Genomic DNA, 12,751 nt, shown 5'->3' on the forward strand with positions numbered 1-12,751 from the left:
CAATGAACTGCTTGTCAAAACCCGATTTTCATCTTTCCATTGCCCGCTTATTGTTCGCCCTTCAAGCCAGTTTCTGCCACGCGGGCAACCACTTCTTCACAGACTTTGGGCGATACAAATTTATGAATTTCGCCGCCATAAACAGCGATTTCCTTCACCAGACGAGATGCAATTGGCTGCAAGGAGACATCGGCCATCAAAAACACCGTTTCAATCTGATCATTCAGTTGCTGGTTCATGCCGGCCATTTGATATTCATATTCAAAGTCGGCAACGGCCCGCAACCCGCGTACGATCACGCTGGCACCCTGCTTTTGGGCAAACTTCATCAGCAATGCATTAAACGCGACCACCTCAACCGCATCACCCAAGTCAGCTGTTTCGCGGCGAACCATTTCCAGCCGTTCTTCGAGCGAAAACATAGGGGATTTCGAAGGATTGGTTGTCACACCAATTACCAATTTGTCTACCAGACGCGTCCCGCGCTGAATGATATCCATGTGCCCAAGTGTGACCGGGTCAAAAGTCCCAGGATAAACACCGACTCTCATATTACCTTCCCCCTTGGTTCACTGGTACCGCGACTAGCGGTCCCGCTGCACCGTAAATTCTGCGATGGCACGAAGCAAATTGGCTTCCTCACCATGGCCGTTTAAATGCGACTTGGCTTGATTGACCAGCATTTGCGCCTGGTCCCTTGCACGATCCAGTCCCATCAGACTCAAAAAAGTCTGTTTGCCAGCTTTTTCGTCTTTGTGCAGCGCTTTTCCAGCAACCGCTTCGTCACCCTCAACATCCAAAATGTCATCGGCAATCTGGAAAGCGAGACCAAGATCATGAGCATAGCCTCGCAATCCCGTCCGCCCTTCAACCGGGACGCGGCCCAATATGGCACCAATCTCGACACAGGCACTTATAAGTGCACCTGTTTTCAACTGCTGCAATCGCGTGACAGTCGGCAAATCAAATTTTGTGGTCTCAGCGACAAGATCCATCATCTGTCCTCCCGCCATGCCTGATGGTCCGGCCGCTTTGGCCAGACAAGCTACCATCTCGGCCCGAACAAACGGATCGCTATGGGTAGCGTCATCCGCCAGCAATTCAAATGCCAGCGCATGAAGCGCGTCCCCTGCCAGAACAGCCTGTGCTTCGCCAAACGCCTTGTGCGCAGTCGGCTTCCCGCGCCGCAAATCATCATCGTCCATGCAGGGCAAGTCATCATGTATCAGCGAATAGACATGTAATGCTTCCAATGCTGTCGCAGCCCGCAAGGCGCAAGTTTCATCGACATTGAACAGGCGCGATGTTGCCACAACCAATAACGGCCGCAGTCTTTTACCGCCGCCTATCGCAGCATGGCGCATTGTTTCAAAAAGCTGCGCGCGCGCATCATCCGGTACCATCAGCAGCAGATCGAACTGTTTATCGACCGCTGCTGCTACACGGTTCATTTCCTGCTGCAGGTCCAGATTGTTATTGGCAGGCACCTTCAGTCTTCGTCAAAGGCAGTGACGCCTTTAACCTTGCCATCACGGTCGAGAGTGATTTTCTCGATTTTTGCTTGGGCGTCTTCCAAACGTTTCTGGCAAAGTGTGCGAAGCTTTTCGCCCTGTTCATAAAGTGCGATAGACTGATCCAGCGGCACATCGCCGCTTTCCAGTTTTCTGACAATATCTTCCAGACGCCTGAGTGCATCTTCAAAATTCAAATCTGCTGTGTCGTCCGACATGTTTTGGGCACTTTCATTCATGGCCATTCCAATGACGGTGCTTTGGGTTTCGGTCAAGGCCTCGAAAGCTCAAATTCGTCAGTTTCGATATTCTGATCCCAATCTGGCTATTTTTCAGCATGAAGTTTACGGTCTCCTAAAATAGGGGAGTACATTATGTTTATCGGGCACTACGCACCGGCAATGATCGCCGCAACCCATCCAAAGGCACCGGGCCTCGGCACATTGTTTGTTGCGGGGCAACTTGTCGATTTCGGCTTTTTCGGACTAGCGATTTTCGGCATCGAAAACTTCCGGATCACGCCTGGGATGACAGTTATGAACCCGTTGGATCTGTACGATATGCCCTATACACACAGCTTGATTGGCAGCGGTGTTTGGGCTTTGGGCTTTGCATTACTCATCTGGCTGATCACCCGCAACAAAACCGGAGCTATCATCGGCGGCCTTGTGGTCTTGTCCCACTGGCTGCTCGATCTACTGGTACATGCGCCGGATCTCACATTGGCAGGATCACCGCCCAATCTGGGTTTCGGACTTTGGAACTATCCGGCTATCGCCATGCCACTTGAGCTAATACTCACCTTTGGTGCTCTTGCATTTTATGTATTTCGAACACGATCAACTGCTCCACTGTCTAAACTGGCCTTAGTACTTCTGGCCATATTGCTACTCGCTTTTCAGTTATTTAACTGGTTTGCTCCCGAACCGGAAGCCGCCGACCAAGCAATGATGATAACAGCATTGATCGCCTTCGCCGTCGCATCGGTTGCCGCGGCATTTGTAAGCAGGACACGGACACTGAAACACGCCTAGGAATTAAGGTCCACAAACAGGAAGCACTATGACCCAATTTGTCATCGCCTATATTATCGCAGCCGTCATTTTCGGCATCCTCGATTTCCTGTGGCTCAGCAATATGGCGAACAGTTTATATCGCCCAGTGATCGGCGAAATCATGGCAGACGAGTTTCGCAAAGCGCCAGCACTGGCCTTCTATCTGATCTATCTGTTCGGGATCATATGGTTTGGTGTCAAACCCGCACTTGCAAATGGCCAATGGAATACTGCATTGCTTAACGGCGCCCTATTCGGTGGCATTGCCTATGCGACTTATGATTTGACCAGTCAGGCAGTGCTTAAGGTGTGGTCGACCAAAATCACCCTCTATGACATCGCATGGGGCACTTTCGCGACAGGTGTGACAGCTGCTCTAACGGCTTATTTAGTACTAAGGTTCGTGAAAGCCTGAGACTGGATATTGCCCTCAATATAGCAATGTCCAGAAATCAGCTATTTATCAGTGCTTCCCTCACCAGAGTCGTAGTTGATCTGCAAATTTAGCAATATCGCTTTGACTGGTGGCAACAGGATCAAACAAACGAGCGAACACAGCACGATGCCTATGATAAAAGCCAATATCTTCGCAAATATGGTATCGGCCGACTGAACCAGCACCAAAATTATCGGTGCAAAAACAATCATCGTGAAAAAACCTACGAAGAAGGCGGGGCCATCAGCCGTATCGGCTACAGTTAAATCCTGGCGGCAATTTGGGCAATTGTCATGAAATTTCAGATAGCCTCTGAAAAGCTTTCCCTGTCCGCAATGCCCGCATTTCAGCTTCATACCTGATTTTATCAAGGCAATCACTTCGTCTTCCACGCTCTGTTCCTACCCATCTGTTCGAGGTCAGTCGGTCTGATCACCATCTCTTTGATCAATTTTTCAGCGATGAATTGGCTCGGCCAGTAGGGGGCGGAAGGCCGAGCCGTTCACTGCAACCCGGAAGGCTACTGCGAAGATCATGACAATCATTTGCTGAATTATGGTCAGATCACTTCATCGCCCGTCAGATAGGGTTTTTCTTACACGGAATAAATGGACTTTATGGAATATTATTGTTGACAGTAATTCATTAATGGCGACAGCTATCAACCATGCACCCGATAAACGAAATGTCAGTTTTTACCGAAGTCGTGCAGTCAGGCAGCTTCATTGAAGCGGGCCGCAGACTCGGACTGACTTCATCCGGCGTCAGTAAAAAAATAAGCCGGTTTGAGGACCGGCTCGGCGTCCGGCTGTTTAACCGGACAACACGTACCTTATCACTCACCGAAGCTGGAAACGCCTTGTTTGAGCGATGCGAGAATATTCTGACTGCCATCGAAGATGCCGAAGACACGGCACGGAATATGAGCACGGTGCCAAAAGGTGTATTGCGGGTCGCTGCCTCCGATGCGCTTTCGTTGCAAGTCCTGGTGCCATTTCTCAAGACATTCTCACGGGATTATCCGGAAGTTTCGGTTATGCTGCTACAAGGCGATGGCGGGATTAATCTGTTGAACGAAAGAGTTGATGTTGCGTTGCTATTTGAACGCCCTGTGGAAACCTCATTCATCGCACGCAAACTGATTGATGATCCTTGGGTAGTTTGTGCTTCACCGGAGTATCTTGAACAGTACGAAGCTCCAGTCACACCGCTTGACCTTCTCGGCCACCGCTGCCTGACAATCCACGCCAAAGGTCAAACAAACGATCAATGGACATTTGATGGTGGCGATGAAGCACAAACTGTCCGCGTCAACAGCATTTTTTCCGGCATTGGCCTCACAGTAAAAGCCGCTGCATTACAAAATATGGGGATCGCTCGCCTGGCGCACTTTCTGGTTTACTCCGAAATAGCGACGGGAAAGCTGCAACCCATTCTTACAGACAGGACGAAAAACGAAGATCGGGCGATTTATGCCGTTTACCCAAACCGGCAACACCTTCCCTTTAAGACCCGTGTCTTTGTTGATGCGTTGCATCAGTATATCAATAGGAATTTGATGGCCCCATAGTGGCTATTACTGGTCGGTAGTTTTACCAATATCCTGCATCCTGGCGGGAAGCAGCGATAATATTTCCTGCTGACGGTCTGCGGTGGCGGATGCCCATTCCCCGATTTCTGACAAGGTGCGGCCGCAACCCACGCAAAGGCCGCTCGGCGCATCTATCGCGCAGATTTTTTTGCAAGGGGATTCCATGCGGGATTCTTCAGCATGTTCGCGTCGCTCTGACAAGGTCAGCTTTCTCTTAAAAAACCTTGGATCAAGGCCAAGATCACGTTGCCAACTGCTCATCAATTTGCATCAAACGCTCTTTACCAAAATACATCTCACCATCAATGTACATGGTCGGAATGCCGAATGCACCTCGCCCGACAACATTTTCGACATTGTCCATCAATTCCTGTTTGACTGCCGGATCCTGTGTCTTTGCAAAAAGCTCCTCCGCATCAAAACCGCCTTCTGCAAGGATTTTACCAAGCACTTCTGTATCCGTAACGTCCAACTGCTCTTCCCAAATTGCAGGCAGCAATGTTTCGATAAAGGTTGCACGCTTTTCCGGTTCCAGCGCGACAAGCATCCGCTGCAGGCTAATGGTGTTGAATGGGAAATGCGGGTTCATCTGAAATTTGGTCATGCCATGTTTGGCGATGAAGCGATTCATTTCCAGCATCGCGTAGGCGTTCTTGCCCTTCACTTCCGCATCACGGATAAAAGGCGGCGCATTGCCGGTTAGCTTGTGCATTCCGCCAAGAAATGCCGGCAGCACTTCAATTTTGGCACCATGCTTTTCAGCCAGTGCCTTTAGCGGCTGCCAGATCAGATAGGCATTCGGGCTTACAAAATCGAAAACAAGTTCAATCGTCTTGGTCATCTGGGTTTCCTTATCATTGTGCCTGTGTACGGGAACGGATCATCACCATTTTTCCGCCCACGGCCGGACGTCCATTTCAAAAGTCCAGGCGCTGCGTGGTTGCTCGTGCAACATCACATAATTCTGTGCCAGATCATCCGGATTGACGACGCCGTCATTGGCTTTGCGCTCCTCATAATCCGGCAGCATGCCTTTGATCCAATCGGTGTCCACGGCCGCGTCAATCACGACATGGGCGACATGAATATTTTGCGGGCCCATTTCACGGGCAAGGCTTTGCACCATATTGCGAAGTGCGCCTTTCGCGCTGGCAAAGGCGCCAAATCCCGCCGCACCACGCATACTGGCGGTTGCGCCGGTAAAGATGATCGAACCATGGCCGCGTTTGGTCATGACACGCGCCGCTTCACGTCCTGCAAGGAAACCGGCAAAGGTTGCCATTTCCCAGATTTTCATAAACTTCTGCGCGCTGGTGTCGAGGATTGTCATCGGCACATTGGCGCCGACGTTAAACACCACGCAATCCAGCGGGCCGATATTGGCTTCGATATCGGCGAACAAAGCCTCCACCTGATCTTCCTTGCGCGCGTCACAGGAGAAACCGTAGGCCTGCTTGCCGGCGCTGCGAAGCTCTTCAACCAGTGGCTCCAGTTTCTCGCCACCGCGCCGTGCACCGCAGACAGTATAATCCTTCTCAGCGAAAGCGCGCATGATCGCGCTACCGATGGCATCACCAGCACCGATAACCAAAACCACTTTTCCCATATGACATCCCAACTATCGAATCATTTTCAGTTTCAATATGAAACCATGTTCTGATGCTTAAAGCAATGCGGTGTTGGAAAATGACAATTCGCACTAGGCGGAATCGGGACTGCTCGTTAAAGGGTTTTCATGACACAGACATCCTCGCGCACCGCTAAAAAAATTACACCAGAAATTGTCGCTGAACATGGCCTCAATGAGGAGGAATATAAGCGCATATTAAACGCGCTTGGCCGCGAGCCGAATATCACCGAGCTTGGAATATTCTCGGTCATGTGGTCCGAGCATTGTTCTTACAAGAGCTCGCGCCTGCATTTGAAGAAATTGCCCACGACAGGCCCTCAGGTGATTTGCGGTCCGGGTGAAAATGCAGGTGTAATCGACATTGGCGACGGCCAGGCCGCGATCTTTAAAATGGAGAGCCATAACCACCCGTCCTACATTGAACCCTATCAAGGTGCGGCAACTGGCGTAGGCGGAATCTTGCGCGACGTCTTCACCATGGGCGCGCGTCCTGTGGCCAATTTGAACGCGTTACGATTCGGACGGCCAGAACATCCGAAGATGAAGCATCTCGTCAAAGGCGTGGTTGCGGGTATTGGCGGTTATGGCAATTGTGTTGGTGTCCCAACCGTCGGCGGTGAAACCAATTTCCACGAAGCCTATGACGGCAATATCATTGTCAATGCGATGACCGTTGGCGTGGCAGATGCGGACAAGATTTTCTATTCAGCCGCTAGCGGTGTTGGCAACCCGATTGTTTATGTCGGATCGAAAACCGGCCGCGACGGCATTCATGGTGCGACCATGGCCAGCGCGGAATTTGATGATGACAGCGATGAGAAACGTCCTACCGTTCAGGTCGGCGATCCGTTTACCGAGAAGCTACTGATCGAGGCCTGTCTGGAACTCATGGCGTCCGACGCGATTGTTGCCATTCAGGATATGGGCGCAGCTGGCCTGACCAGCTCCAGCGTTGAAATGGCGACCAATGGCGAAGTCGGGATCATTCTGGATATGGACAAGGTGCCATGCCGCGAGACGGAAATGACCGCTTATGAAATGATGCTGTCCGAAAGTCAGGAACGCATGTTGATGGTCCTGAAACCCGGCCGCGAGGAAATGGCCGAAGCGATTTTTACCAAATGGGAACTGGACTTTGCCGTGATTGGTGAAGTGACCGACACGCGCCGCATGGTGTTGACCCATAAAGGCGAAACCGTATGCGATATTCCGCTCGGCCCGCTTGCCGATGATGCACCGCTTTATGATCGGCCGCATCTCAGCCAGAAAGAATATAAGGCGCATGTCGCAATTGAACCGCTAGGTGACATTCCCGAAAGCACCGATATTGGCGCAGACCTGCTCAAGATGATGGCAAGCCCTGCCCTCGCCTCGCGTCGATGGATCTGGGAGCAATATGACAGCCAAGTTGGCGCTGACACCTGCCAGCGCTCTGGCGGCGATGCGGCTGTCGTTCGCGTCCATGGCACCAACAAGGGTCTGGCGATCACCACAGACTGCACACCGCGCTATTGCAAGGCTGATCCTGCCGAAGGTGGCAAACAAGCAATTGCCGAAGCTTATCGCAACCTGACCGCTGTTGGCGCGAAACCTCTGGCGACAACCGATTGCATGAACTTTGGCAATCCCGAAAAGTCGCATATCATGGCGCAATTTGTCGGCTGTATCGAAGGCATGGCGGAAGCTTGTGAAGCGCTGGATATGCCGATCGTATCGGGCAATGTGAGCCTGTATAACGAGACCACCGGCGCGGATGGCGTGAGCCATGCGATTTTGCCGACACCTGCTATTGGTGCAGTGGGACTGATTGATGATCTCGACAAGATGATGACGATTGGGTTTAAGAATGAGGGGGACTATATTGCTACAATTGGTTTCCACTATGAAGAATTGGGTCAGTCGCTCTGGATGCGAGAAATTCATGACAGCGAAGTCGGAGCTCCGCCGACGGTCGATTTGAAAGATGAAAGCTTGACGGGCCGTACGGTCAGGCAGTTGATCAAGGATGGTAAAGTGACGGCTGTTCATGATGTCAGCGACGGTGGACTTGCCGTCGCACTAGCCGAGATGGCGCTAGCAGGCAATTTGGGTGCGGAAATCCAAGATATGACGAGCGCTTTTGCCTTTAGTGAGGCGCAAGGCCGCTACATTGTGACCTATCGCAACGAGGATGACCTAGATCCAGAAAAAGTGCCATTCACCAAAATCGGTAGGGTGAAAGGCGATGCGCTTGTCTTGAACGGACAGGCTGTTCCTGTCGCCAACCTCCGCGAAGCCAGTGACAGCTTCTTCCGCGACTGGATGAAAGACTAACCGCTCAAGCGTTCAACCCAACGCTGTCCAGAAACGGCGACGAAAACGCATCGCGCTCTGCCGCGTCGGGCAACAGCAATTTTCGCACCTGATTCCAGCGATCCACGCTGCCGCCATATCCGCGTCGCACGCGGGCCTTGGTAAGGTCATGCATCTTGCCCCAATGCTGGGTGAACGGCATCCCTGCCGCCTCCAGCCGCTGACCGGCCAGCGTAATCAGCTTGCGCGTCGCAGGCGTGTCGATGCCGTCAATATCAATGACACAGCATGGATCATAGCGCGTGAATGCCATCATACCGGGCGATTTTTGCGCATAGCGACATGTGAACACGACCGGAGCGCTTTTGTGGACCAGAAATGCCTGGCGCATGATTTCAAGCGCGGTTGTGACCTGCGCAATCGGCACGGCAAAACCAGAACTCGCGATCCCCTCTCGCGCGCTGGTGAAGCTGTATGTTTCGCCGGGCAGCCGCCATTCATGCGGCCGGTCGGAACGCACCTTCAATTCTGCCTGGATCAGCAAGCTTGTGGCCGTATTGCGCAAGTCTGGGAACATCTTGATCGCCGATGCAATCAAGCGCGGTAGATCGGTTCCCGGTTCTGCTTCGGATTTCAGGTTATAATCCGGTCGGTATCCCGGCGGACACAATTCTTTGTAGCGCACCGTCGTATACCCAATGTCCATTTTGTTGGGGTCAAGGATTACCTGGAAAAAATAAGGCCTACGGGTCTGGTCTGGCAAACCTGACCCACGAAAATCAAGCATGTTCAGCGCGCCTTGCAGTTGGCCATAGGGAATATGGAGCAGCGACGAGTTGAGCAGATAGCGTCCTGTAGAACGCAGCATCACGCTATGGACAATACCAAGAGCGCCGAGGCTGACAATCGCAGCATCAAATTTGGCATCATCCCGGACCAGCGTTGCGCCGAGCTTTGCCGCGAAGTTTGCCGTCATCACGGGTGCTCTGGCCGGTTCGATCCACAGATTCTGGGTGGCGGTAAGAATTTGAATGCCCGCAACTTCGCTTTCCATCGCGCCAACGTCGATTGCCGATCCATGCACTCCGGTTCCAATGGCGCCCGCTATCGTCTGGCCGTTGCTCGCCCCTGATGTCCGCAGCGCACGACGACGCGTTTTGGTTTCTAGCCGCTCGTTAATCTTGGAAATATTGGTCCCGCACTGCACCAGGTACAGGTCATCGACCGACGTGGCGCTGTTCACATCGACATCATTCGATCCGACCTTGAATGTCCAGTCGAGATTGGCAGTTTCCACTATCCAACCGTCCCTGACGGCAGGGATATCAGAGAAGGACCAGCGTGATCCGCAAGCCCGTATCTGCACCCCCGCTTGCAGGGCATCAGCGATAATGCCTTGTAACCGCGCTGCCGTTGCCCGCATTCCCGACATGGAGGCGCGGGTTGGATTTTCGTTATGCACCCTCAACCGCTTTGCAATTGGCACCTTGATATTGAAGTGATGGTTCACCCATTCAATATTATTGTTCACCTGAATCTGATTGGGGGGCATCATGTTTCTCCCGTCCGGCTGAATGTCGCGGACTATTCGTCTGTACTACCTTCATCTGAAGGCACTTTGGCACAGTAATATTCGATGGTAGCGGGTTGATAGAAACCCAAAGTCAGCACCGTGATCAACGATTGCCCGAAGTTTGTCTTTACCCGCACCTCATCGATCAGGTTGGTCTGACAATCGGCAACGTTGCGTGGCTGGCCCCGGGGAAGCAGATAGGCCTTGCTGTTCACTATTGCATGTTCACCGTCAGGGTTCGGGCGCTGCACAACGAGCCGGTGTTCGGCGCAACTCGACAGCAGCATAGCGCCGATCAAAATGGATAAAAACCGTATCTCCATGATCTTGTCCCCTCTCACAACCGGCGGCCCGTCGTTGAACGCAAAGGTTTGAAAAATCGGACGACCCGGATTGTTTATCGCTGAAACGCCGCCCGATCACAATGGGGGATTTATAACATCTGATCGGCGGCAAAAACTGACAATTCGCAATATGCCAGAGGAAATGGGCACCTAAGAACAATGTGAGTAATCACATCAAGAACAGGACAGCAATATGACGGAGCTACACTGGACAGAGGTCGGCAAGAATGCACTGACGCTGGTTCGCGACTTGTGCGTTCTCGGGATATTGGTGTTTTTCCTGTTTTTCCCAGTCGAGTTTGGAGAGCAATTGGGAAAGACAAATATTGGCCGCTTCAGTGCATTCGGGTTTGAGGTTGAATTGCAAGCCAAAGAGGTTCGCGATCAGGCCGAGGCCGCCAAAACAGAAGTTGCCGCCGCACAAGAGGCGATCGACCAGACGCTTTCTGATCTGAGAACATGGTCCCGAACCAATCCGCAAATCAGGTCGCGCGCCAATCAGCTGGAAGAAAAAGTCATGCAGTCATCAGAAAGACTGAACAAAGCGGAGATGGAGATAGGAAGCTCCGTCAAAGGCTACGACATATTGGTCAAAAAAATTGAAGCCGCACAATAGCCGCCCTTTCAATCCTATGCAGGCTGACCCAACAAGTTATAGGGATCTATTCCCTGCGCTTCATAAGCGGCATGGGCCTGTTTGTAATAGACCGGTTCACTGATATTCAAAAAGGCCCGTGCTTCGTCGAGCGGCATGGCCAGTATCTTTTCAATATCATAATAAGCCAGCCTCTTGGCCGCCTTACCAAGTTTTTGACCCTCGCGAACGGCTTTCAAGACGGGAGCATCGGACGGTGCCTGCTTCTTCATTTCCAGTGCACCGGCATAAGCAATGAATAGAATTCCAAGATTGGGATTCTGACCATATGTGAAGGCCAGCACGCATTGTTCGCCCAAAGCATCGCGGCCATAGCCGGTCAGGACATGCAGCAAATCATGCGTATCGCGCATCCGGTCGCCAAACCATTCGGTAACATCGTTGCGCTTTTCATAGTTCGCGCCGTAGCGGTCAAACTCAGCCACCAGTCCGGCAGCGGTCAGGCCTTCTTTTTCCATGAAACGAACATAGGCCTGTCCCAGGCTGTCGGCAGGAAGCTCCCGCAGCTTGTCATGATTATCTAGCATGGTTGGCAAATCGACATTGCGCTCCATCAATTCCTGCGCATGCGGACTTTTCAAAAAGCGCTTGGCATTGCGAACAAAGGCTTTGCCCGCCAGCGCTTCAATAATGTGGAATACTTCCGCCGTATCTTCCTTGTCCGCAATCAGGTTACGGAAATGACGAAACGCCTTGATCGGACGGATGCCCGGCGTGGAATGCTCAAGATTGAGAAGAGGCATATCCGCTGGAGAGATGGCTTGGGAAGAAGTCGTCATAAAAAGAATCGCTTTATTGTCTATTGTTATAAGCTTGATAACGACTACTGACATTAATGTCAATAATGATATTTTCTTTCCTACCATGCAGCTGATGGCTATGACAGCGCAGACCAATCCGGCTCGCGCTTGCCCGGTAAAATCGGGTGTGATTTGTGTGAACTTTGAAATTTAACATTCGCCAAGGAATCAGCGATGAAACCCCATGATACCCTGCCCTATACCGAGTTGCCGGAATATTCCGACGAGGAACGCGTGGCACGATCCAGAGCTTTTTATGACAGCCTGAAATTGCGGCGCACTTGCCGCTATTTCAGTGATGAAGCCATTCCGCGTGCTGTGATCGAGAATGCATTACTGGCTGCTGGCACTGCGCCAAATGGCGCCAATCATCAGCCATGGCATTTTGCTGTCATAGAGTCTGCGGCCAAGAAAAAGGCGCTGCGCGAAGCCGCCGAACAGGAAGAGCGAGAATTTTACGAAAACAAAGCCAGCGACGAGTGGCTGGAAGCACTTGGCCCGCTCGGCACCGATGCGGACAAACCGTTTCTTGAGATAGCGCCCTATCTTATTGTCATATTGGGTCAGCGTAAGGGCGGCATGATGCCCGGCGAGATGAAGCAAAACTATTATGTCAACGAAAGCGTCGGCATAGCCGCCGGCATGCTGATCACCGCGCTACATGATGCCGGTCTCGCTACCCTCACCCACACGCCCAATCCAATGAAGTTTCTAAACGAGCTTTGCGAGCGGCCAGCCAATGAGAAACCAATGATGGTACTGGTGGTCGGCAAGCCTGCCTCAGATGCCACTATCCCCGTTCATGCGACATATAAAAAACCGCTGGATCAAATTGCCAGCTGGCTTTGAAAATATCTATTCCAT

Annotated in this window: 16 protein-coding genes and 1 pseudogene; 7 read left to right on the forward strand and 10 right to left on the reverse strand. The window is 51.9% G+C overall.

The window, feature by feature from the left end; all coding sequences use genetic code 11:
- Positions 1–47: 47 nt before the first annotated feature.
- The 3 genes from coaD to AC6I9Z_RS13775 are packed head-to-tail and all read right to left on the reverse strand — an operon-like array spanning position 48 to position 1,750.
- On the reverse strand, positions 48–551 hold the full coding sequence (coaD, locus tag AC6I9Z_RS13765; protein WP_109356599.1) for a pantetheine-phosphate adenylyltransferase: 504 nt from the start codon (positions 549–551) through the stop codon (positions 48–50).
- Between the two features lie 33 nt (positions 552–584).
- Positions 585–1,451 carry a polyprenyl synthetase family protein gene (locus AC6I9Z_RS13770; RefSeq protein WP_461456340.1) on the reverse strand — a complete coding sequence of 289 codons (867 nt, stop codon included), beginning with the start codon at positions 1,449–1,451 and terminating at the stop codon, positions 585–587.
- A 38-nt stretch (positions 1,452–1,489) separates the two neighbouring features.
- The gene (locus AC6I9Z_RS13775) at positions 1,490–1,750 is read right to left on the reverse strand and encodes an exodeoxyribonuclease VII small subunit (RefSeq protein ID WP_254054363.1); all 261 of its coding nucleotides are present in this window, start codon (positions 1,748–1,750) and stop codon (positions 1,490–1,492) included.
- A gap of 135 nt (positions 1,751–1,885) precedes the next feature.
- On the opposite strand from AC6I9Z_RS13775, the gene AC6I9Z_RS13780 reads away from it, so the two are divergent.
- Together AC6I9Z_RS13780 and AC6I9Z_RS13785 are read left to right on the forward strand one after the other, a co-directional pair.
- Positions 1,886–2,545, forward strand: coding sequence for a hypothetical protein (locus tag AC6I9Z_RS13780; RefSeq protein WP_461456341.1), 660 nt, complete (start codon positions 1,886–1,888; stop codon positions 2,543–2,545).
- 28 nt (positions 2,546–2,573) lie between these two features.
- Positions 2,574–2,981 carry a DUF2177 family protein gene (locus AC6I9Z_RS13785; RefSeq protein WP_461456342.1) on the forward strand — a complete coding sequence of 136 codons (408 nt, stop codon included), beginning with the start codon at positions 2,574–2,576 and terminating at the stop codon, positions 2,979–2,981.
- Between the two features lie 41 nt (positions 2,982–3,022).
- Here the strand turns inward: AC6I9Z_RS13785 and AC6I9Z_RS13790 are convergent, their stop codons facing one another.
- On the reverse strand, positions 3,023–3,394 hold the full coding sequence (locus AC6I9Z_RS13790) for a DUF983 domain-containing protein (protein ID WP_461456343.1): 372 nt from the start codon (positions 3,392–3,394) through the stop codon (positions 3,023–3,025).
- Positions 3,395–3,687: 293 nt separating this feature from the next.
- Between AC6I9Z_RS13790 and AC6I9Z_RS13795 the strand changes: the two are divergent.
- Positions 3,688–3,843, forward strand: a pseudogene (locus tag AC6I9Z_RS13795) (LysR family transcriptional regulator); the annotation flags it as partial.
- Between the two features lie 81 nt (positions 3,844–3,924).
- Positions 3,925–4,572 carry a substrate binding domain-containing protein gene (locus tag AC6I9Z_RS13800; RefSeq protein WP_461456937.1) on the forward strand — a complete coding sequence of 216 codons (648 nt, stop codon included), beginning with the start codon at positions 3,925–3,927 and terminating at the stop codon, positions 4,570–4,572.
- Between the two features lie 6 nt (positions 4,573–4,578).
- On the opposite strand, the gene AC6I9Z_RS13805 is transcribed toward AC6I9Z_RS13800, so the two are convergent.
- Genes AC6I9Z_RS13805 through AC6I9Z_RS13815 form a run of 3 tightly spaced genes read right to left on the reverse strand, consistent with a single transcriptional unit; the run spans position 4,579 to position 6,199 of the window.
- Positions 4,579–4,854 (reverse strand): DUF1289 domain-containing protein, encoded by a 276-nt coding sequence (locus AC6I9Z_RS13805; protein WP_461456344.1) that lies wholly within the window; start codon positions 4,852–4,854, stop codon positions 4,579–4,581.
- On the reverse strand, positions 4,835–5,434 hold the full coding sequence (locus AC6I9Z_RS13810) for a 2-hydroxychromene-2-carboxylate isomerase (RefSeq protein WP_461456345.1): 600 nt from the start codon (positions 5,432–5,434) through the stop codon (positions 4,835–4,837). Before AC6I9Z_RS13810 ends, AC6I9Z_RS13805 begins: the two co-directional genes overlap by 20 nt.
- Positions 5,435–5,476: 42 nt before the next feature.
- Positions 5,477–6,199, reverse strand: a complete 723-nt coding sequence (locus AC6I9Z_RS13815; protein ID WP_461456346.1) for an SDR family NAD(P)-dependent oxidoreductase — start codon at positions 6,197–6,199, stop codon at positions 5,477–5,479.
- Between the two features lie 129 nt (positions 6,200–6,328).
- Between AC6I9Z_RS13815 and purL the strand changes: the two genes are divergently transcribed.
- Entirely contained in the window at positions 6,329–8,536 is a 2,208-nt protein-coding gene (gene purL / locus AC6I9Z_RS13820; protein ID WP_461456347.1) for a phosphoribosylformylglycinamidine synthase subunit PurL, read from the forward strand.
- A 4-nt stretch (positions 8,537–8,540) separates the two neighbouring features.
- On the opposite strand, the gene AC6I9Z_RS13825 is transcribed toward purL, so the two are convergent.
- Both AC6I9Z_RS13825 and AC6I9Z_RS13830 read right to left on the reverse strand, forming a co-directional pair.
- Entirely contained in the window at positions 8,541–10,070 is a 1,530-nt protein-coding gene (locus tag AC6I9Z_RS13825; RefSeq protein ID WP_461456348.1) for an FAD-binding protein, read from the reverse strand.
- Between the two features lie 29 nt (positions 10,071–10,099).
- Positions 10,100–10,411 (reverse strand): hypothetical protein, encoded by a 312-nt coding sequence (locus AC6I9Z_RS13830; protein WP_461456349.1) that lies wholly within the window; start codon positions 10,409–10,411, stop codon positions 10,100–10,102.
- A 214-nt stretch (positions 10,412–10,625) separates the two neighbouring features.
- Here AC6I9Z_RS13830 and AC6I9Z_RS13835 point away from each other — a divergent pair, with 214 nt between their 5' ends.
- Positions 10,626–11,048, forward strand: coding sequence for a hypothetical protein (locus AC6I9Z_RS13835; protein WP_461456350.1), 423 nt, complete (start codon positions 10,626–10,628; stop codon positions 11,046–11,048).
- A gap of 14 nt (positions 11,049–11,062) precedes the next feature.
- Here the strand turns inward: AC6I9Z_RS13835 and AC6I9Z_RS13840 are convergent, their stop codons facing one another.
- Positions 11,063–11,866 carry a Coq4 family protein gene (locus tag AC6I9Z_RS13840; RefSeq protein ID WP_461456351.1) on the reverse strand — a complete coding sequence of 268 codons (804 nt, stop codon included), beginning with the start codon at positions 11,864–11,866 and terminating at the stop codon, positions 11,063–11,065.
- 195 nt (positions 11,867–12,061) lie between these two features.
- Here AC6I9Z_RS13840 and AC6I9Z_RS13845 point away from each other — a divergent pair, with 195 nt between their 5' ends.
- Positions 12,062–12,736, forward strand: coding sequence for a nitroreductase family protein (locus AC6I9Z_RS13845; protein ID WP_461456352.1), 675 nt, complete (start codon positions 12,062–12,064; stop codon positions 12,734–12,736).
- Positions 12,737–12,751: the final 15 nt, after the last annotated feature.

It is taken from the genome of Parasphingorhabdus sp., assembly GCF_059726685.1.

Bases quoted from the DNA above. Each gene is read 5' to 3' on its own strand.
- AC6I9Z_RS13840 (WP_461456351.1), bottom strand. From the start codon at position 11,866: ATGACGACTTCTTCCCAAGCCATCTCTCCAGCGGATATGCCTCTTCTC.
- AC6I9Z_RS13785 (WP_461456342.1), top strand. From the start codon at position 2,574: ATGACCCAATTTGTCATCGCCTATATTATCGCAGCCGTCATTTTCGGC.
- AC6I9Z_RS13800 (WP_461456937.1), top strand. From the start codon at position 3,925: ATGAGCACGGTGCCAAAAGGTGTATTGCGGGTCGCTGCCTCCGATGCG.
- AC6I9Z_RS13780 (WP_461456341.1), top strand. From the start codon at position 1,886: ATGTTTATCGGGCACTACGCACCGGCAATGATCGCCGCAACCCATCCA.
- AC6I9Z_RS13835 (WP_461456350.1), top strand. From the start codon at position 10,626: ATGACGGAGCTACACTGGACAGAGGTCGGCAAGAATGCACTGACGCTG.
- AC6I9Z_RS13810 (WP_461456345.1), bottom strand. From the start codon at position 5,434: ATGACCAAGACGATTGAACTTGTTTTCGATTTTGTAAGCCCGAATGCC.
- purL (WP_461456347.1), top strand. From the start codon at position 6,329: ATGACACAGACATCCTCGCGCACCGCTAAAAAAATTACACCAGAAATT.
- AC6I9Z_RS13830 (WP_461456349.1), bottom strand. From the start codon at position 10,411: ATGGAGATACGGTTTTTATCCATTTTGATCGGCGCTATGCTGCTGTCG.
- AC6I9Z_RS13825 (WP_461456348.1), bottom strand. From the start codon at position 10,070: ATGATGCCCCCCAATCAGATTCAGGTGAACAATAATATTGAATGGGTG.
- AC6I9Z_RS13775 (WP_254054363.1), bottom strand. From the start codon at position 1,750: ATGAATGAAAGTGCCCAAAACATGTCGGACGACACAGCAGATTTGAAT.
- AC6I9Z_RS13770 (WP_461456340.1), bottom strand. From the start codon at position 1,451: ATGAACCGTGTAGCAGCAGCGGTCGATAAACAGTTCGATCTGCTGCTG.
- AC6I9Z_RS13845 (WP_461456352.1), top strand. From the start codon at position 12,062: ATGAAACCCCATGATACCCTGCCCTATACCGAGTTGCCGGAATATTCC.
- coaD (WP_109356599.1), bottom strand. From the start codon at position 551: ATGAGAGTCGGTGTTTATCCTGGGACTTTTGACCCGGTCACACTTGGG.
- AC6I9Z_RS13815 (WP_461456346.1), bottom strand. From the start codon at position 6,199: ATGGGAAAAGTGGTTTTGGTTATCGGTGCTGGTGATGCCATCGGTAGC.
- AC6I9Z_RS13805 (WP_461456344.1), bottom strand. From the start codon at position 4,854: ATGAGCAGTTGGCAACGTGATCTTGGCCTTGATCCAAGGTTTTTTAAG.